Source organism: Paenibacillus sp. PK1-4R, assembly GCF_030369595.1.
Lineage (GTDB): Bacteria > Bacillota > Bacilli > Paenibacillales > Paenibacillaceae > Paenibacillus.
In genome coordinates this window covers 772435-795485 of record NZ_CP126535.1, presented here as the reverse complement: position 1 = coordinate 795485, position 23051 = coordinate 772435, and the positions used below count along the sequence as shown (strand labels likewise).

The window sequence follows — 23051 nt, the reverse complement described above, 5'->3', positions numbered from 1 at the left end:
AATTTGCCCTCCAATCCTGATGTATGATTTGTAGAACAAAGGAGGAGAAGGAGATTTTCTCCCCTTCCCCTATCATCAATGTTCACTTCATACCCTTCATACCTTTAGCAGACCAGCCTTTTTTTCACACTGTTCAAGGATTTTTTCCAATAAGCTTACGAACTGGCGAATCAGCCTCTCAACCGATGCTTGTAAAATTCTGCTGCGGTTGTACTCACATGTCATAGAAAGGATACGACCATCGCCTCCACAGTTGAGTACGAGATCAAACTGTTTAGCAAATCCTGCCGGTAATGGGACAGCGTCTACAAATGCACAAAGTATTTGAGCTTCTTGTTGCTCATAAGCAGTATACTTCACCTGGTCCCAATCAAATCGATCCTCCGTTTTCAGGTATCCGTCTACTATTTCAAAAACTTCCTCCAACTCTTCAACTTCTTGGAACGAAACCTCAACTTGGCATAATACCTTACTTTCTAATAAGCAAGGCAAAGTAACCGTTTCTGTTTGTGCGTATTCTGACATCAAATATGCAAAAGCAGTCATCAGCACAGATACCTTTTGGACGCTATAGTGACTCGAAACGCGTGCCAAGCTCTGCCCCATTTGTTCTGATAGCTCAAAGCGCAATACATCGCCTGGATTGTAATCTCCCTGCTCTACCAAACCTGAGGTAGGGAATGCAAGGGGCTTCCAATTGAATGTTTGTTTTTGCGCATAAATCGTTTCGACGTACCGAGCCAATTGACGTACGTTCGGCTTTCCGAACAAATCGGCTAAAACAAATACGCCCGGATACTTTTGCTCTAATTTTGTATATACATCTATGATACGTAATGAGTTTCCACCCACATAGAAGAAGTTATCCATAACCCCGATGTCACCCTTGTGAAGAATAGCTTCCCATATTTTCAAGATTTCAGATTCAATCTCAGTAATAGGTGGTAGTTTTTCTTCTTGATCATGCATTGTCAGCTCTGGAACAGGCAGCAATTTACGGTCCACCTTGCCATTATTGTTGAGTGGTATGTTCTCCATTTCCACGAAATAGGACGGGATCATGTATTCCGGCAAATAAAGAGACAGATGAGCATGTATTTGAGCTACGGTTAGCGGCATGCTACATACCAGATAAGCACATAAATATGCCTGCCCTTGCTCCTCTTCATGGCCCATAACGACTGCTTCACGGATATGCGCATGCGCCAGAAGTTGCGCCTCGATCTCACCGCATTCAATCCGGTAGCCGCGAATCTTCACTTGATGGTCCATCCGGCCTAAGTACTCCAGATTGCCGTCTGGCAACCATCTCGCCAAATCGCCCGTCCGGTACATCCGCGTTCCCGGCTCAAACGGGTTGTCGACGAATTTCTCCGCCGTCAGCTCTGGCCGATTGAGGTACCCTCGCGCCAGGCCGTCCCCCGAGATGCACAGTTCACCTGCGACACCCATCGGCTGCAACTGCCCCTGATCATCCACAATGTACAGCTGTGTATTAGCAATCGGCCCTCCGATAGTCACGCTCTGGTCAGCGGTCACTTCCCGCACTGCGGACCAAATCGTCGTCTCCGTCGGACCATACATATTGAACAGTGCCGCCTTGGATTTACTTTGCAAATCTGCTAGCAAATCGTCGGGCCATGCCTCTCCGCCGACCAGTACTTCCGTTACGCCTTCCAGCCATGCTTCGCAGCCCGCCGACAACAGCATCTTCAGGCGCGATGGCGTCATCTGTACCATGTCGATACCCTGGCGCTCAATTAGCCTCGCCAGCTGTTGCGGATCCTTCTGCTCTTCTTCGCTCGCTATCACGACCCGCATGCCTTGCGTAAACGCCAGCAGCGTCTCTACCACCGAGATGTCGAACGATAGCGTAGTTGCCAATAACATGGATTTGGTCGGAGCGAATGGGATCACTCCTGTCATCCCTGTCATGAAGTTAACCACAGAGCGGTGTTCTATCATAACCCCTTTTGGGTTCCCGGTTGTGCCGGATGTATAGATCAGATACGCCATATCGCTAGGCGTTGCGTGAAGCACAATATTCTCTTGGGTTGGTGTTTTCTCGGCTTCTGCCAAGTCCAGTACTGCACCCTCAAATCCACATGAATCCATGCCAGGGTCTGACAGCAGCACTACCGCACCGCTGTCTCTGAGCATATACCCGATGCGTTCAGCAGGCAGCGATGGGTCAATCGGCAGGTACGCCCCGCCGGCTTTCAAGATGCCATAGAGCCCGACCATCAGCTCCAGTGAGCGTTCTGCCATAATCGCCACGATACAATCGGCTCCCACACCTTGCTCGCGCAGCGTCCAGGCCAGCTGATTCGCCCGCGCATTCAACTCCGCATAGGTCAGCTGCTGATCTCCATACACCACCGCTACCGCATCTGGCGTCCGCTCTACCTGCGCTTCGAACAACCCATGAATGGTTGCTTCCCGCGGATAATCCGCCGCCGTGTCGTTAAATGCATGTAGCTGCTGCTTCTCTTCTGATGTGACCAACTCATACGAGCCAATACTCGCTTCCGGCTGCGCGATCATTTGGGACACGAGCTGCACGAAGTGCCTCAGGTATCGTTCCACCGTCTCCTCGTTGAACAGCGCGCGGCTGTATTCCAGCGTCAGCTGAAGTCCTGGCTCACGCTCCACCACATTCAGTGTGAAATCAAACTTCGTGGTCGGGTGGTTCAGTTCCACTGGACGAACCTCAACATTCACCAACTCAAAGCGCGTCTCTTCCATATTCTGCAGCACCAACATCGTGTCAAACAGCGGGTTACGACTTAGATCACGGCGTACGTTCAGCTTCTCTACGAGTTCCTCGAATGGATAGTCCTGATGCTCAAATGCCGCCAGTGTAAGCTCTTTCACTTCGCGCACGAAGTCGATGAACGGCTTGTCCCCCGATGGAGCATTACGCAGTGCCAACGTGTTGACAAACATGCCGATCATTGGTTCCGTATCGCCATGGGTCCGTCCCGACACCGGCGTGCCCACCACGATATCGGTCTGCCCGGTATACTTGTGCAGCCACACGTTATATGCCGCCAGCAGCACCATGTACAGCGTTGCTCCGGTCTCTGTCGCAATTCGCTTCAGCCCTTCGGCTACCTCCGCACTGATCTGTGTATGGACCTGCCCGCCTTCGCTACTTGGTACCGCCGGACGGATCCGGTCGGTCGGCAGCTCCAGCACCGGCACTTCCTCCGCATACGCCGACAGCCAGTACGCCTCCTGCACTTTCATCCGCTCCACCTCGAGCGTGCCCTGCTGCCAGACTGCGTAATCTTTGTACTGGATCTGCAGCGGCGCCAGTTCCTTCCCGGCATACGCCGCCAGGAAATCCGATATTAAAATTCCCATTGACACGCCGTCCGACACGATATGATGCATGTCCCACAGCAGCCAGTAGCGATCTTCCGCCAATCGCAGCAACTCCGCCCGCAGCAGCGGTGCCTGATCCAGCACGAACGGTCGCACGAAGCGTCGGCTGAACTCGCGCGCTTCTGCTTCTTCTACTTCCCGGTATACCCACTCCAACGGCACGTCTTCATGCACCTGTTGCCTTGGTTCACCATCGATCCAGATGAACGATGTACGTAGGGATTCGTGACGAGCGATGACTGAATGAATCGCTTGCTCCAGTCGACCGGCATCCACCTTCCCGACCAGTTCGATCACACCTGGCATGTTATACCGTGTGCTCTCCGGTTCCATCTCATGCAGCACATACAACCGCCTCTGCGCCGACGATAGCGGATACGATGCCTGCGCTACCGCGGGCTCGATCCGGCCGTAGTCGCTTTCATCTGCGCTGCGCACATAAGCTGCTAACGCCTTCACTGTTGGTCGCGAGAATAGCTCCCGTAAGGGTAGCTCCACCGCCAGTTGCTGATGAATACGCGACACCAGCGTCACTGCTTTCAGCGAGTGACCCCCGCGCTCGAAGAACGAATCACCGATACCGACCTCGTTGACCCCCAGCACCCCTGCGAACAGCTCCACCAATTGCGTCTCCAGCACATCCCGTGGTGCTTCATAGGCTTTCGTGTATGCTTCTCGATCCGGTGCCGGTAGCATTGTGCGGTCCACCTTACCGTTATTGTTGAGTGGAATGTTCTCCATTTCCACAAAGTACGACGGGATCATATAGTCCGGCAAATACCGAGACAGGTGATCATGGATTTCGGCTACGGTCAGCGGCAGGCTGTATACCAGATAAGCACACAGGTATGCCTGCCCATGTTCATCGTTCCGAGACAACACGACCGCTTGACGGATGTGTTCATGCTCTTTCAGTCGAACTTCGATCTCCCCACATTCGATGCGATGCCCACGGATTTTCACTTGATGATCCATTCGTCCCATGTACACAAGGTTACCGTCCGGCTGCCATCTTCCCAAATCTCCCGTCCGATACATCTTCGTCCCCGGCTCGAACGGGTTATCCACGTATTTCTCCAGAGTCAATTCAGGTTGATTAATATAACCACGGCCCACACCGTCCCCGGCTATACATAGCTCACCCGCGACGCCAATAGGCTGCAATTGACCGTTTGGATCAACAACATAGTAGCGCATATTAGCATTAGGACTACCGAGCGTCACGGTCTGCTCTGTGCTCACATCCCGCAGCATTGACCAAACCGTCGTCTCTGTCGGACCAAACATGTTATATATCGCCGCCGAAGATAGGGTCTGCAGTTGATTCAACAGATCTTCTGTTAGCGCCTCCCCGCCAACCATGATGTCGCTCACACTCTCCAGCCAAGAGTAATCAGAACTAATAGCCAATAGCGTATGAAGTCTGGATGGCGTTGCCTGCAGCATCGCTATCTGATGGCGTTTAATTAGTTCGGTCAACTGCTGTGGATCCCTCTGCTGATCCTGGGTAGCTACAATAATCCGCATACCCTGGGTTAATGCCAGTAAAGTCTCCACGACCGAGATGTCAAAGGATAATGTCGCCGCAAATAAAATCGGCTTGGTCGGCTCGAATGCTATCCTCGCTGTCATTCCAAACAGGAAATTGACAACAGAACGATGCTCAATCATGACGCCTTTCGGTCGACCGGTCGTTCCCGAGGTGTACATCACATACGCCAAATGGTCTGGCATGACTATCACACCGGGGTTCGTTTCAAGTAGCTCTCCTGTCTCAGCAATCTCAAATTCCAGAATACGCCCTTGGAACCCATACGTGTCTACACCCTGATGACGCAATAGTACACTTGCGCCGCTGTCTTTGAGCATTGACCGAATCCGTTCAAACGGCAACACCGGGTCGATCGGCAAATATGCACCGCCAGCCTTCAATATTCCCAGTAGGCCGATAATCATGTCCAACGAACGCTCCGCTGCAATGCCCACTACCGTATCTGCTTGAACACCATTGTCTCGCAGTATCCATGACAACTGATTCGCTCGTGCGTTCAGCTCCGCGTAGGTCAGCTGCTTGTCGCCGCATATCACAGCCACCGCATCCGGCGTTTTCTCCACCTGCGCTTCAAACAGCCCGTGGATCGTCGCTTCCCGTGGATATTCTGCCGCCGTGTCGTTAAATGCATGTAGCTGCTGCTTCTCTTCTGATGTGACCAGCTCATACGAGCCAATACTCGCTTCTGGCTGCGCGATCATTTGGGACACGAGCTGCACGAAGTGCCTCAGGTACCGTTCCACCGTCTCCTCGTTAAACAGATCGCGGCTGTATTCCAGCGTCAGCTGAAGTCCTGGCTCACGCTCCACCACATTCAGTGTGAAATCAAACTTCGTGGTCGGTTGGTTCAGTTCCACTGAACCAACCTCAACATTCGCTAACTCAAAGTGCGTCTGTTCCATGTTCTGCAGGATCAGCATCGTGTCAAACAACGGGTTGCGGCTCAGATCGCGTCGCACGTTCAGCTGCTCCACCAGTTCATCGAACGGATAGTCCGGATGCTCAAACGCGGCCAGCGTCTGCTCTTTCACTTCACGTACGAAGTCGATGAACGGCTTGTCCCCCGATGGCGCATTACGCAGTGCCAACGTGTTGACAAACATGCCGATCATTGGTTCCGTATCGCCATGGGTCCGTCCCGACACCGGCGTGCCCACCACGATATCGGTCTGCCCGGTATACTTGTGCAGCCACACGTTATATGCCGCCAGCAGCACCATGTACAGCGTTGCTCCGGTCTCTGTCGCAATTCGCTTCAGCCCTTCGGCTACCTCCGCACTGATCTGTGTATGGACCTGCCCGCCTTCGCTACTTGGTACCGCCGGACGGATCCGGTCGGTCGGCAGCTCCAGCACCGGCACTTCCTCCGCATACGCCGACAGCCAGTACGCCTCCTGCACTTTCATCCGCTCCACCTCGAGCGTGCCCTGCTGCCAGACTGCGTAATCTTTGTACTGGATCTGCAGCGGCGCCAGTTCCTTCCCGGCATACGCCGCCAGGAAATCCGATATTAAAATTCCCATTGACACGCCGTCCGACACGATATGATGCATGTCCCACAGCAGCCAGTAGCGATCTTCCGCCAATCGCAGCAACTCCGCCCGCAGCAGCGGTGCCTGATCCAGCACGAACGGTCGCACGAAGCGTCGGCTGAACTCGCGCGCTTCTGCTTCTTCTACTTCCCGGTATACCCACTCCAACGGCACGTCTTCATGCACCTGTTGCCTTGGTTCACCATCGATCCAGATGAACGATGTACGTAGGGATTCGTGACGAGCGATGACTGAATGAATCGCTTGCTCCAGTCGACCGGCATCCACCTTCCCGACCAGTTCGATCACACCTGGCATGTTATACCGTGTGCTCTCCGGTTCCATCTCATGCAGCACATACAACCGCCTCTGCGCCGACGATAGCGGATACGATGCCTGCGCTACCGCGGGCTCGATCCGGCCGTAGTCGCTTTCATCTGCGCTGCGCACATAAGCTGCTAACGCCTTCACTGTTGGTCGCGAGAATAGCTCCCGCAAGGGTAGCTCCACCGCCAGTTGCTGATGAATACGCGACACCAGCGTCACTGCTTTCAGCGAGTGACCCCCGCGCTCGAAGAACGAATCACCGATACCGACCTCGTTGACCCCCAGCACCCCTGCGAACAGCTCCACCAATTGCGTCTCCAGCACATCCCGTGGTGCTTCATAGGCTTTCGTGTATGCTTCTCGATCCGGTGCCGGTAGCATTGTGCGGTCCACCTTACCGTTATTGTTGAGTGGAATGTTCTCCATTTCCACAAAGTACGACGGGATCATATAGTCCGGCAAATACCGAGACAGGTGATCATGGATTTCGGCTACGGTCAGCGGCAGGCTGTATACCAGATAAGCACACAGGTATGCCTGCCCATGTTCATCGTTCCGAGACAACACGACCGCTTGACGGATGTGTTCATGCTCTTTCAGTCGAACTTCGATCTCCCCACATTCGATGCGATGCCCACGGATTTTCACTTGATGATCCATTCGTCCCATGTACACAAGGTTACCGTCCGGCTGCCATCTTCCCAAATCTCCCGTCCGATACATCTTCGTCCCCGGCTCGAACGGGTTATCCACGTATTTCTCCAGAGTCAATTCAGGTTGATTAATATAACCACGGCCCACACCGTCCCCGGCTATACATAGCTCACCCGCGACGCCAATAGGCTGCAATTGACCGTTTGGATCAACAACATAGTAGCGCATATTAGCATTAGGACTACCGAGCGTCACGGTCTGCTCTGTGCTCACATCCCGCAGCATTGACCAAACCGTCGTCTCTGTCGGACCAAACATGTTATATATCGCCGCCGAAGATAGGGTCTGCAGTTGATTCAACAGATCTTCTGTTAGCGCCTCCCCGCCAACCATGATGTCGCTCACACTCTCCAGCCAAGAGTAATCAGAACTAATAGCCAATAGCGTATGAAGTCTGGATGGCGTTGCCTGCAGCATCGCTATCTGATGGCGTTTAATTAGTTCGGTCAACTGCTGTGGATCCCTCTGCTGATCCTGGGTAGCTACAATAATCCGCATACCCTGGGTTAATGCCAGTAAAGTCTCCACGACCGAGATGTCAAAGGATAATGTCGCCGCAAATAAAATCGGCTTGGTCGGCTCGAATGCTATCCTCGCTGTCATTCCAAACAGGAAATTGACAACAGAACGATGCTCAATCATGACGCCTTTCGGTCGACCGGTCGTTCCCGAGGTGTACATCACATACGCCAAATGGTCTGGCATGACTATCACACCGGGGTTCGTTTCAAGTAGCTCTCCTGTCTCAGCAATCTCAAATTCCAGAATACGCCCTTGGAACCCATACGTGTCTACACCCTGATGACGCAATAGTACACTTGCGCCGCTGTCTTTGAGCATTGACCGAATCCGTTCAAACGGCAACACCGGGTCGATCGGCAAATATGCACCGCCAGCCTTCAATATTCCCAGTAGGCCGATAATCATGTCCAACGAACGCTCCGCTGCAATGCCCACTACCGTATCTGCTTGAACACCATTGTCTCGCAGTATCCATGACAACTGATTCGCTCGTGCGTTCAGCTCCGCGTAGGTCAGCTGCTTGTCGCCGCATATCACAGCCACCGCATCCGGCGTTTTCTCCACCTGCGCTTCAAACAGCCCGTGGATCGTCGCTTCCCGTGGATATTCTGCCGCCGTGTCGTTAAATGCATGTAGCTGCTGCTTCTCTTCTGATGTGACCAGCTCATACGAGCCAATACTCGCTTCCGGCTGCGCGATCATTTGGGACACGAGCTGCACGAAGTGCCTCAGGTACCGTTCCACCGTCTCCTCGTTAAACAGATCGCGGCTGTATTCCAGCGTCAGCTGAAGTCCTGGCTCACGCTCCACCACATTCAGTGTGAAATCAAACTTCGTGGTCGGTTGGTTCAGTTCCACTGAACCAACCTCAACATTCGCTAACTCAAAGCGCGTCTGTTCCATGTTCTGCAGGATCAGCATCGTGTCGAACAGCGGGTTGCGGCTCAGATCGCGTCGCACGTTCAGCTGCTCCACCAGTTCATCGAACGGATAGTCCGGATGCTCAAACGCGGCCAGCGTCTGCTCTTTCACTTCACGTACGAAGTCGATGAACCGCTTGTTCCCCGATGGCGCATTACGCAGCGCCAACGTGTTGACAAACATGCCAATCATCGGCTCTGTATCGCCATGGGTCCGTCCCGACACCGGCGTGCCCACCACGATATCGGTCTCCCCGGTATACTTGTGCAGCCACACGTTATATGCCGCCAGCAGCACCATGTACAGCGTTGCTCCGGTCTCTGTCGCAATTCGCTTCAGCCCTTCGGCTACCTCCGCACTGATCTGTGTATGAACCTGCCCGCCTTCGCTACTTGGTACCGCCGGACGGATCCGGTCGGTCGGCAGCTCCAGCACCGGCACTTCCTCCGCATACGCCGACAGCCAGTACGCCTCCTGCACTTTCATCCGCTCCACCTCGAGCGTGCCCTGCTGCCAGACTGCGTAATCTTTGTACTGGATCTGCAGCGGCGCCAGTTCCTTCCCGGCATACGCCGCCAGGAAATCCGATATTAAAATTCCCATTGACACGCCGTCCGACACGATATGATGCATGTCCCACAGCAGCCAGTAGCGATCTTCCGCCAATCGCAGCAACTCCGCCCGCAGCAGCGGTGCCTGATCCAGCACGAACGGTCGCACGAAGCGCCGGCTGAACTCGCGCGCTTCTGCTTCTTCTACTTCCCGGTATACCCACTCCAACGGCACGTCTTCATGCACCTGTTGCCTTGGTTCACCATCGATCCAGATGAACGATGTACGTAGGGATTCATGACGAGCGATGACTGAATGAATCGCTTGCTCCAGTCGATCGGCATCCACCTTCCCGACCAGTTCGATCACACCTGGCATGTTATACCGTGTGCTCTCCGGTTCCATCTCATGCAGCACATACAACCGCCTCTGCGCCGACGATAGTGGATAATCTTCATCCGGGTTCGCCGGTTCGATGGCGCTGTACGTCTTCTTCGACATTCCCTCAAGCTTCCGCGCCTGCTCCTTAATCGTCGGCAGTCGGAATACTTCCTGCAGCGTTAGCTCTAAATTCATCTTTTTCTGAACTTTGGATACCAGCGTGGTTGCCCGCAAGGAGTGCCCCCCGATTGCAAAGAAATCGTCCCACACACCAATGTTCTCTATATTAAGCACATCCTGCCAAATACTAAGCAGCTTCAGTTCCGTTTCGGTGCTTGCCGCTTCATAACGTTCTTCCGAATGAACTCTAGCAACGGGTTCCGGCAACGCTTTGCGATCTAGTTTGCCGTTAGGGGTGAGCGGCAAACACTCAATTGGTATCATGTACCCAGGGATCATGTATCCCGGCAGTGCTTGTCTCAGGTGTTCCCGAATATCTGCCGAAGACGTTTCCTCCTGTAACACCACATAGGCGCTCAAGTAGTTCCCACCAGCGGCATCCTCTCGGTTTATCACTACCGCTTCGCGGACCGCCTCATGCTTCAGTAGCTGGTTCTCAATCTCACCCAACTCCACCCGGTACCCGCGGATCTTCACCTGGTAATCTTGGCGTCCTAGAAACTCCATATTGCCGTCCGGCAGCATCCGTCCCATATCCCCCGTCCGATACATCCATCCTTGCGGTACAAATGGATTGGCCATGAACGATGCACGTGTCTTGACCGGATCATTCAAATATCCTCTGGCTACGCCCACTCCCCCGATATACAGTTCCCCGGCCACCCCATACGGCACCGGATGCCGATCTGCATCCAGAATGTAAAAGGTGTTATTTCCCAGAGGCTTTCCGTACGGAATGCTCGTTTGATCGGTCAACACCTCCTCAATCGGGTAGTAGTTGGACCACACGGTTGCTTCCGTCGCTCCCCCAAGTCCTATCACATGAACATTCGGGAAATATACCTTCGCGCGTTCCATCAAATCGACCGGAATCCAGTCCCCGCTTACCAGTGCCAGCCGCAAAGTGTGCTGGCTGATTGCTTCATTTTGTTCCGCTATACCATGCAGCACATGATTTAGCGTCGTCGGCACCGAGTCCCAGATCGTAATCGCTTCCTCTTCAAGCAGGAGCTGTATCTGTTTCAGATCCTGCACCTGCTCCTGACTTGCAATCACAATCTGGGCTCCAACCGCCAGTGGGCCGAAGATGTCATACACCGACAAGTCGAAACACATCGAAGTAATGAATAACAGCCGATCTTCCTCATGCACGTCAAACTCCTGATTGACCCAGCTGATCAAGTTTACTGCCGAATGATGCTCAATCATGACTCCTTTCGGCTCTCCGGTCGAACCGGACGTGTAAATAATGTATGCCAGCTCGTGGGAATCTTTAGCAAGCTGAAGCACTTCACTTGAATGCTCGATCAGCGATGGATCCCGGCTGTCGATGAATTGCGCAGATGTTTCTGCATACTCCCGATCGACCACAACAATCCGTACGTCTGCATGGCTGATGATATGTGCGATTCGGCTTTGCGGATAGTTCGGGTCCATTGGTACATACGCTGCCCCGGCTTTTAGAATCGCCAGCATACCCACGATCATCTCAAAGCCTCGTTCGGTCATCAATCCGACATGATCATTAACGTTCACCCCGCGAGCCTGTAGCCGCCAAGCCAGTCGGTTCGAACGCTCGTTAAGTTCCCGATAAGTCAATAGCTGACCGTTCCAGCGTAAAGCCGGTCGCTCGGGTGTCTTCGCCGCTTGTTCCTCAAATAGTTGATGCAGTGTCTTCTCTACTGCGTACGGCATGTCAGTCCGGTTCCATTCATACACAATCTCTTGCCGTTCTGCTTCCGTCATCAGATGCTCCATCGACAAGAAATCCGTCTCCTCATCGCACAATGCTCCCAAGATGCGCTCGTACCAAACGAAGGCGGTATTGATTTCATGATCCTCAAAATAAGCCGACGCATATTTAATCTGCACGTTCAAGTTCTCAAGGAATTGCGATACCTCAAGGTCAAACCATGTATTCGTCATTTCGTTTGCTTCCAAGCTCATTGCCGCCGTCTCTGCTACCATTCCATCCTCCAGCTGTATTTCCTCCAGCACATGGAAATCCGTATAGTTAAACAGCGTATCGAAGATCGGGTTGACCGACGGGCTTGATACTTCGCCGATCGCATGGGCGATATCGACCAGGAACAGTTCATTCGCCTTCATGTGTGCAAGCTGCTGTTTTGTACGGCACACTAGTTCCGACTTGGACACTCGACGTGTGACTCCCATCCTGATTGGGACCGTATTTAGGAAACAGCCTAACACTTTATCCGCATCCTCGAGAGCTGGGCGGTCGTGGCTGACCACACCCGTGACAACCTCTTCCTCCGTCGTCAGAATGCCCAGCAGATACATATGCGCGCTCAAGCACAGTTCCTTGACGGTACACCCGTACCGCTTCGCCTGATGCTTCAAGGCTTCCAGCAACGTGCTGCTCAGTTGTCTGCGATACATTTTACTGGCCGCTCCGCGGTCTCTCTTCTTACCTGCGTAGTTAAATGGCAACTTGTTGCGGGTATACCCCGCCAATTCATTGATCCAGTATTGTTGACTTTCCTCATCGCTCTCCCGATATCGGTTGATCGCCACATAATTCTTGTAGCTGCTTTGTAATGGCTTCATATCGATCGTTTTTTTCTGCAGCAGTTGCTGGTATATGTCTATGGCCTCTTGTCGAAAGGACGCCACGCTCCATCCATCCAGAATCGCATGGTGGAACGTAAACACCAGACAATAATCATGCTGTGTATTCAGTCGGAACAAGCGAACTCGCCACAGCACCTCGCCATCGAACCGGAACACGTTACACTGGTCTTGTTCAATATATGCGCTAATGACATGTTCCTGCTCTTCTTGGCCAAGTAAAGAAATATCTTCTATTAAAATCTCAGGCACAATCCGGGCATGCACAATCTGGACTTCTTCCTCGAAATGCGTGAGATCGAAGGTGGTACGCAGAATCGGATGCTTATCGGATAACCACTGCAGTGCTTCGGTAAACCGATCCGTCGATATGATCTTGAAATAGTATAAAAACTGATCGTGGTAGATTGGTTCCTCCGGTCGCAATCTCGAGTAGAACACCATACTCTGCTGTATTTTGCTCAGTGGATACACGTCCTCGTATGCTGCCGGCAGGTATTTCACCTGTTCTGGATCGTCCGTGATGCGCCGCTTCATCTGCTCCAGCATCTCCTGTCCCAACTCCAGCTGCCGGTTTGGCTTGTGCTTCTGCGCTAAAATCTCCGCTAGCTCTTTGATGGTCTGATGCAGGTACAACTCTTTTAACGGAAGGGATGCGTCCAGGTCACGATTGATTCGGCTAACCAAACGAATGGCCTTGATCGAGTCACCGCCCAGCACAAAGAAGTTATCATGGATACCGACCTGCTCCAATCCCAGCATATCCTGCCAAATCCCTGCCAATTGTTGCTGCTTCGGCGTGCTTGGCACCTCGTAATTGCTGCCGGGATGCAGCACTTTCGGCACTGGTAACGTCTCGCGGTCCACCTTGCCGCTGGTATTTAGCGGGATGTTTTCCACTTCTACAACATAGGACGGGATCATGTATTCCGGCAATTGTACTGCCAAATGTACCCGTAGTTCTTCAACGGAAACAGCAGCGTCACTCACGAGATATGCGCACAAGTATGCCTGTCCTTGCTCATCCTCGCGAGCCAGCACAACGGCTTCGCGAATATGCGCATGGGTCAAAAGCTGCGCCTCGATCTCCCCGCACTCGATCCGGTAGCCCCGGATCTTCACCTGGTGGTCGATCCGGCCCAAGTACTCCAGATTGCCGTTCGGCAACCATCTTGCCAAATCCCCCGTTCGGTACATCCGCGTTCCCTGCTCAAACGGGTTGTCGACGAATTTCTCCGCCGTCAGCTCTGGCCGATTGAGGTACCCTCGAGCTAGGCCGTCACCTGCGATGCACAGTTCACCCGCAACACCCATCGGCTGCAGTTGGCCCTGATCATCCACAATGTACAGCTGTGTATTAGCGATCGGCTTGCCGATCGGCACAGTCGCTTCCGCAAAAGTTGAAATACTTTCGTAATATGTGACATCGACTGTAGCTTCTGTCGGCCCGTACAGGTTGTGAAGCGTTGTCTCGCTTCCTTCCAGTAGCTTGTAAAAACCCGTCACTTGCTGCGGCTTCAATGCTTCACCACTGGCAAAGACCCGGTGCAAGCTACTCAGCTTTTCTTGATGGAACATCTTGCCCGCTTGCTCCAGGAAGACGCTAAGCATTGATGGCACAAAATGCATCACTGTGACCCCATGCCGCTCAATGGTTTCAGCCAGTACCGCTGGATCTTTCTCTCCCTGCGGTGCAAGCATGCTGACCCGAGCACCAGTCATCCCCCACCAGAACAGTTCCCACACCGAAACGTCAAACGTAATCGGTGTCTTCTGCAACAGAACATCTTGCTCTCCTATGGGGTAGCGATGTTGCATCCACTTCAGCCGGTTGATGACCGAACGATGCTCAATCATGACCCCTTTTGGGTTCCCGGTGGTCCCCGAAGTATAGATCACATACGCCAAATGTCCCGAATCCAGATTTAGCGGCGGATTGACCTCCAATGGTACTTCTTCTCCAAGGCTCAACTCGATAACCGTACCTTCAAATCCGCATGGATCCAAGTCAGTTTGAACGAGCAGCTCAGCCGCACCGCTGTCCTCGAGTATATACCGAATGCGTTCTGCTGGTAGTGATGGGTCAATCGGCAGGTACGCCCCCCCGGCTTTCAAGATGCCATAGAGCCCGACCATCAGCTCCAGTGAGCGCTCTGCCATAATCGCCACGATACAATCGGGTCCCACACCTTGTTCGCGCAGCCTCCACGCCAGCTGATTCGCCCGCGCATTCAACTCCGCATAGGTCAGCTGCTGATCTCCATACACCACCGCTACCGCATCTGGCGTCCGCTCTACCTGCGCTTCGAACAACCCATGAATGGTTGCTTCCCGCGGATAATCCGCCGCCGTGTCGTTAAATGCATGTAGCTGCTGCTTCTCTTCTGATGTGACCAACTCATACGAGCCAATACTCGCTTCCGGCTGCGCGATCATTTGGGACACGAGCTGCACGAAGTGCCTCAGGTATCGTTCCACCGTCTCCTCGTTGAACAGCGCGCGGCTGTATTCCAGCGTCAGCTGAAGTCCTGGCTCACGCTCCACCACATTCAGTGTGAAATCAAACTTCGTGGTCGGGTGGTTCAGTTCCACTGGATGAACCTCAACATTCACCAACTCAAAGCGCGTCTCTTCCATATTCTGCAGCACCAACATCGTGTCAAACAGCGGGTTACGACTTAGATCACGGCGTACGTTCAGCTTCTCTACGAGTTCCTCAAATGGATAGTCCGGATGCTCAAACGCGGCCAGCGTCTGCTCTTTCACTTCACGTACGAAGTCGATGAACCGCTTGTTCCCCGATGGAGCATTACGCAGTGCCAACGTGTTGACAAACATGCCGATCATTGGTTCCGTATCACCATGGGTCCGTCCCGACACCGGTGTGCCCACCACGATATCGGTCTGCCCGGTATACTTGTGCAGCCACACGTTATATGCCGCCAGCAGCACCATGTACAGCGTTGCTCCGGTCTCTGTCGCAATTCGCTTCAGCCCTTCGGCTACCTCCGCACTGATCTGTGTATGGACCTGCCCGCCTTCGCTACTTGGTACCGCCGGACGGATCCGGTCGGTCGGCAGCTCCAGCACCGGCACTTCCTCCGCATACGCCGACAGCCAGTACGCCTCCTGCACTTTCATCCGCTCCACCTCGAGCGTGCCCTGCTGCCAGACTGCGTAATCTTTGTACTGGATCTGCAGCGGCGCCAGTTCCTTCCCGGCATACGCCGCCAGGAAATCCGATATTAAAATTCCCATTGACACGCCGTCCGACACGATATGATGCATGTCCCACAGCAGCCAGTAGCGATCTTCCGCCAATCGCAGCAACTCCGCCCGCAGCAGCGGTGCCTGATCCAGCACGAACGGTCGCACGAAGCGTCGGCTGAACTCGCGCGCTTCTGCTTCTTCTACTTCCCGGTATACCCACTCCAACGGCACGTCTTCATGCACCTGTTGCCTTGGTTCACCATCGATCCAGATGAACGATGTACGTAGGGATTCGTGACGAGCGATGACTGAATGAATCGCTTGCTCCAGTCGACCGGCATCCACCTTCCCGACCAGTTCGATCACACCTGGCATGTTATACCGTGTGCTCTCCGGTTCCATCTCATGCAGCACATACAACCGCCTCTGCGCCGACGATAGCGGATACGATGCCTGCGCTACCGCGGGCTCGATCCGGCCGTAGTCGCTTTCATCTGCGCTGCGCACATAAGCTGCTAACGCCTTCACTGTTGGTCGCGAGAATAGCTCCCGTAAGGGTAGCTCCACCGCCAGTTGCTGATGAATACGCGACACCAGCGTCACTGCTTTCAGCGAGTGACCCCCGCGCTCGAAGAACGAATCACCGATACCGACCTCGTTGACCCCCAGCACCCCTGCGAACAGCTCCACCAATTGCGTCTCCAGCACATCCCGTGGTGCTTCATAGGCTTTCGTGTATGCTTCTCGATCCGGTGCCGGTAGCATTGTGCGGTCCACCTTACCGTTATTGTTGAGTGGAATGTTCTCCATTTCCACAAAGTACGACGGGATCATATAGTCCGGCAAATACCGAGACAGGTGATCATGGATTTCGGCTACGGTCAGCGGCAGGCTGTATACCAGATAAGCACACAGGTATGCCTGCCCATGTTCATCGTTCCGAGACAACACGACCGCTTGACGGATGTGTTCATGCTCTTTCAGTCGAACTTCGATCTCCCCACATTCGATGCGATGCCCACGGATTTTCACTTGATGATCCATTCGTCCCATGTACACAAGGTTACCGTCCGGCTGCCATCTTCCCAAATCTCCCGTCCGATACATCTTCGTCCCCGGCTCGAACGGGTTATCCACGTATTTCTCCAGAGTCAATTCAGGTTGATTAATATAACCACGGCCCACACCGTCCCCGGCTATACATAGCTCACCCGCGACGCCAATAGGCTGCAATTGACCGTTTGGATCAACAACATAGTAGCGCATATTAGCATTAGGACTACCGAGCGTCACGGTCTGCTCTGTGCTCACATCCCGCAGCATTGACCAAACCGTCGTCTCTGTCGGACCAAACATGTTATATATCGCCGCCGAAGATAGGGTCTGCAGTTGATTCAACAGATCTTCTGTTAGCGCCTCCCCGCCAACCATGATGTCGCTCACACTCTCCAGCCAAGAGTAATCAGAACTAATAGCCAATAGCGTATGAAGTCTGGATGGCGTTGCCTGCAGCATCGCTATCTGATGGCGTTTAATTAGTTCGGTCAACTGCTGTGGATCCCTCTGCTGATCCTGGGTAGCTACAATAATCCGCATACCCTGGGTTAATGCCAGTAAAGTCTCCACGACCGAGATGTCAAAGGATAATGTCGCCGCAAATAAAATCGGCTTGGTCGGCTCGAATGCTATCCTCGCTGTCATTCCAAACAGGAAATTGACAACAGAACGATGCTCAATCATGACGCCTTTCGGTCGACCGGTCGTTCCCGAGGTGTACATCACATACGCCAAATGGTCTGGCATGACTATCACACCGGGGTTCGTTTCAAGTAGCTCTCCTGTCTCAGCAATCTCAAATTCCAGAATACGCCCTTGGAACCCATACGTGTCTACACCCTGATGACGCAATAGTACACTTGCGCCGCTGTCTTTGAGCATTGACCGAATCCGTTCAAACGGCAACACCGGGTCGATCGGCAAATATGCACCGCCAGCCTTCAATATTCCCAGTAGGCCGATAATCATGTCCAACGAACGCTCCGCTGCAATGCCCACTACCGTATCTGTTTGAACACCATTGTCTCGCAGTATCCATGACAACTGATTCGCTCGTGCGTTCAGCTCCGCGTAGGTCAGCTGCTTGTCGCCGCATATCACAGCCACCGCATCCGGCGTTTTCTCCACCTGCGCTTCAAACAGCCCGTGGATCGTCGCTTCCCGTGGATATTCTGCCGCCGTGTCGTTAAATGCATGTAGCTGCTGCTTCTCTTCTGATGTGACCAGCTCATACGAGCCAATGCTCGCTTCTGGCTGCGCGATCATTTGGGACACGAGCTGCACGAAGTGCCTCAGGTACCGTTCCACCGTCTCCTCGTTAAACAGATCGCGGCTGTATTCCAGCGTCAGCTGAAGTCCTGGCTCACGCTCCACCACATTCAGTGTGAAATCAAACTTCGTGGTCGGTTGGTTCAGTTCCACTGAACCAACCTCAACATTCGCTAACTCAAAGCGCGTCTGTTCCATGTTCTGCAGGATCAGCATCGTGTCGAACAGCGGGTTGCGGCTCAGATCGCGTCGCACGTTCAGCTGCTCCACCAGTTCATCGAACGGATAGTCCGGATGCTCAAACGCGGCCAGCGTCTGCTCTTTCACTTCACGTACGAAGTCGATGAACCGCTTGTTCCCCGATGGCGCATTACGCAGCGCCAACGTGTTGACAAACATGCCAATCATCGGCTCTGTATCGCCATGGGTCCGTCCCGACACCGGCGTGCCCACCACGATATCGGTCTCCCCGGTATACTTGTGCAGCCACACGTTATATGCCGCCAGCAGCACCATGTACAGCGTTGCTCCGGTCTCTGTCGCAATTCGCTTCAGCCCTTCGGCTACCTCCGCACTGATCTGTGTATGAACCTGCCCGCCTTCGCTACTTGGTACCGCCGGACGGATCCGGTCGGTCGGCAGCTCCAGCACCGGCACTTCCTCCGCATACGCCGACAGCCAGTACGCCTCCTGCACTTTCATCCGCTCCACCTCGAGCGTGCCCTGCTGCCAGACTGCGTAATCTTTGTACTGGATCCGCAGCGGCGCCAGTTCCTTCCCGGCATACGCCGCCAGGAAATCCGATATTAAAATTCCCATCGACACGCCGTCCGACACGATATGATGCATGTCCCATAGCAGCCAGTAGCGATCTTCTGCTAATCGCAGCAGCTCCGCCCGCAGCAGCGGTGCCTGATCCAGCACGAACGGTCGCACGAAGCGTCGGCTGAACTCGCGCGCTTCTGCTTCTTCTACTTCCCGGTATACCCACTCCAACGGCACGTCTTCATGCACCTGTTGCCTTGGTTCACCATTGATCCAGATGAACGATGTACGTAGGGATTCGTGACGGGCGATGACCGAACGAATCGCTTGTCCCAGCCGATCCGCATCCACCTGCCCAGTCAGTTCCACGACACCCGGCATATTGTAGCGCGTGCTCTCCGGTTCCATCTCATGCAGCACATACAATCGCCTCTGCGCCGACGATAGCGGGTACGATGCCTGCGCTACCGCGGGTTCGATCCGGCCGTAGTCGCTTTCATCTGCGCTGCGCACATAGTCAGCCAATGCCTTCACTGTTGGTCGCGCGAATAGCTCCCGCAAGGGTAGCTCCACCGCCAGTTGCTGATGAATACGCGACACCAGCGTCACTGCTTTCAGCGAGTGACCCCCGCGCTCGAAGAACGAATCACCGATACCAACCTCGTTGACCCCTAGCACCTCTGCGAATAGCTCCATCAATTGCGTCTCTAACGCATCCCGTGGTGCTTCATAGGCTACAGTGTACGCCTCCCCATCCGGTATCGGCAGCCCCTTGCGGTCCACCTTACCGTTGCTGTTGAGTGGGATGTTCTCCAATTCAACAAAGTACGACGGGATCATGTAATCTGGCAGCTGTGCCGCCAAGTGTTCCCGCAATTCTGCAACCGGAACCACTTCATCACTTACAAGATACGCGCACAAGTACGCCTGGTCTTGCTCATCCTTACGGGCCAGCACCAGGGCTTCGCGGATTTGCCGATGTGCCAGAAGTTGCGCTTCGACCTCCCCGCACTCGATCCGGTAGCCGCGGATCTTCACCTGGTGGTCGATCCGGCCCAAATACTCCAGATTGCCGTCCGGCAACCATCTCGCCAAATCGCCCGTCCGGTACATCCGTGTGCCCGGATCGAACGGATTGTCGACAAATTTCTCCGCCGTCAGCTCCGGCCGATTGAGGTACCCTCGCGCCAAACCATCACCTGAAATATACAACTCACCCACTACGCCCATCGGCTGCAGCTGCTGATCCGTGCCGAGAACATAGGCCTGTAGCGTCGGGAGCGGCTTGCCGATGTTGCTGATGCCGCTTGCAATATCCTCCTCACCCAGCTTCTTATACGTCACATGCACGGTCGTTTCCGTGGTCCCATACATGTTGATTAAATCTATATTAGGATACCTCTGGTGCCACGCCCCCAATTGGCTCGGTGACATGGCTTCTCCACCAAAGATTACGATTCGTACGCATAGCTTAGCGTTCGCTTCGTACATTTCCCGGTGCGACAACGCATAAAACGCGCTCGGTGTCTGATTCAACACCGTCACCCGCTCGTGTTGTAGCAGGCGGACCATCTGTTCTGGGTCTCGTGCCGTCAGCTGCGGTACGACGACCAGCTTGCCTCCATAAAGCAACGCTCCGTACATTTCCCATACCGAGAAATCAAAGCAATACGAGTGGAACATCGTCCACACGTCTCGTTCGTTGAAATCAAACGCCATGCGGTCGTTGAACATCAGCCGTACCACGTTCCGATGTGTGATCATCGTCCCTTTTGGTTGTCCGGTTGTACCCGAGGTATAGATTACGTACGCCAAATGCTCTGGATTCATCGCCTGCGGTGGATTCACCACTGGCATTGAATCCATTTCTCCGACGTATACCCGGCATCCCTTAAACGGAAGCACTTGCGTACGAAGCTCAACGGCACGGTTTGTCACCAGCCATGCTGCCCCACTATCCGTCAGCGTATAAGTAATCCGGTCAGATGGATAATCCGGATCAATCGGTACGTAGGCTCCACCAGCCTTCAAAATGCCGAGCATTCCGACGATCATCTCTACCGAGCGATCCATCAGGATCGCCACAATCCGGTCTGGCCCTACACCTTGCTCACGCAACGTCCACGCTAGCTGATTTGCCTGTCTGTTCAACTCTGCATAGGTCAGCAGTTGATCTCCGTACGCCACCGCAACTGCCTCTGGCGTTTTTGTCACCTGCGCCTCAAACAGTCCTTGAATCGTTGCTTCCTGCGGATACCCCGCGGTTGTGTCGTTAAACGCATGCAGCAACTGCTGCTTCTCCTGATACGAAACAATGTCGATCTGAGAAAGCGGCGTATTCATTTGTTCTATTATTAATTCAAGGAAATAAGTGACCTGCTGTTTCAATCTGATCAGGCTATCATGAGCATAGCGACTGACATCATATTGCAGTATAACTGAAAGTGTATCGTCCTTTTTTCGGAAAAATATATGTATGTTGCATTCAGAGAAAACAGGATCAATAGTTTGATGTATGCCGTCAAATGAAACAATCGTACTAAATTTCAACAACTCATTTCGGTTCAAGGGCAGGCCAGTTTTTTCAGAAATGTAAGTATGAGGAAAATTTTGATGTTTGGCGGCTTCAGTTAGGCCATCGCGAACCTGGATTAACACGTCTCTGAAAGTACTGTCAGAGTTAATCCCGATGCGAATCGGTAATACAACCGAAGCATGTTCTTCACTTTCTCTCTTTTTTAGTGTGGGCATCCCCACTAATACATCCGTAAGATTCAAATACCGTGAAAGAAAAGATAGCGTTCCTGACATTAATACCATGAACATTGCTTGTTCGGAATTCTTAGATAGTGACAATACACGTTGTAAGGTTTCATTAGTAAGCTGATGTTCAACCTGTCGGAACGACGGATTGCCTGCAACACCTTCCCTGCCTTGAGAGATAGTTGTTGGTGCGGGAGAATCTGCGAGTTTTTCAAGCCAATAACTAACGGCTTCTGAATATCTACCACTAGAGGCCATAAGCCTAACGGTTAAAGAGTCCATTTTGAACCTCCAATACATTTAATAAAATTGACCTACATCTCTACCAATCAGTTAAATTATCTGGTTGTCATTAAGAAAACAAGGGTTTACCCGTTTCGTTGATTGCCTGTTCCAAACGGAATTCAAACTGACCGTCAGGAGCTTTTCACCTCAAAAAATAGTAAGCATCAGTTGAAAAAACGCTTTCATTTTGTTAGTCCCATCCCTAAACTGTTATTTTTTTATTCTCTGAATAGTCATATGCGGTTCGATAACATATTTTTGATATTTGGTTGGATCTGAATTGTAATTTTTTGCACATGCAACAGTAGATAAGCATATTATTTCACAAAACCCAGTAATGATAAAAGCATGAACAGACAGAGTTTCTATCCTATTCATGTAAACGGTCCAAAAAACTAGTTTCATTAATCGGTTAGCAATCAAGGAGAAAAAATCACTTTCTCTTTTGCAAAAAAACCGCAACCTTCGACAGAACTGGATACCGCAAAGGATGAAGCGTACTCATCTGAAAATACGCTCATTTACGGCCACATACGCTGACTTTGAAAGGAAGAGTTGGCCGGTACAAATTCCGCGCCAACATGTTGTATGGAAATCGTCGCCTCTTCCACTGACCTCTTTAAACCTGAAATATAGCTTGTTTGCTAGGGATATAATTAAATGGCACAACGGTCCTTAATTTATTGAATTTCTTCTCTCCATACCTATTCTACCTGTATGATGAGAGTCCACCCCATGCTTCTCTGTAACGCCTGCTGTACTTCTCTCTGTCATGCATTAATTTACTAACATAGAAATACACTGTGACACTATGTCCGGTGAGGAAAGGTCTCCTTCTTCAAGTATTATTTGATAGGAGATTATATTGGCCTTTTCGAATAATTCCGTGCAACCGATTGAGCAAAGTACCAAGTTTAGTCTATTCCAAAGTGTATTGTGAGTCTCCATCAAGAAGAAACTTTTATTGTAATCAAAACTATTTATTGTAACTTATATATATTTTTCAAATTGTATGTGAATACAATTTGAAAAAAAGAAAACAAACA

General features: G+C 52.5%; 1 protein-coding gene. It reads right to left on the bottom strand.

Translation table 11 applies throughout. The features are described from left to right. Window positions 1–96: 96 nt before the first annotated feature. A complete protein-coding gene (locus tag QNO02_RS03345) occupies window positions 97–22002 on the bottom strand; it encodes a non-ribosomal peptide synthase/polyketide synthase (RefSeq protein WP_289391083.1) in 21906 nt (7301 codons plus the stop codon). Window positions 22003–23051 lie beyond the last annotated feature (1049 nt).

Excerpts from the sequence above, each read along its gene's own strand:
- QNO02_RS03345 (WP_289391083.1), bottom strand. The coding sequence starts at position 22,002 with ATGGACTCTTTAACCGTTAGGCTTATGGCCTCTAGTGGTAGATATTCA.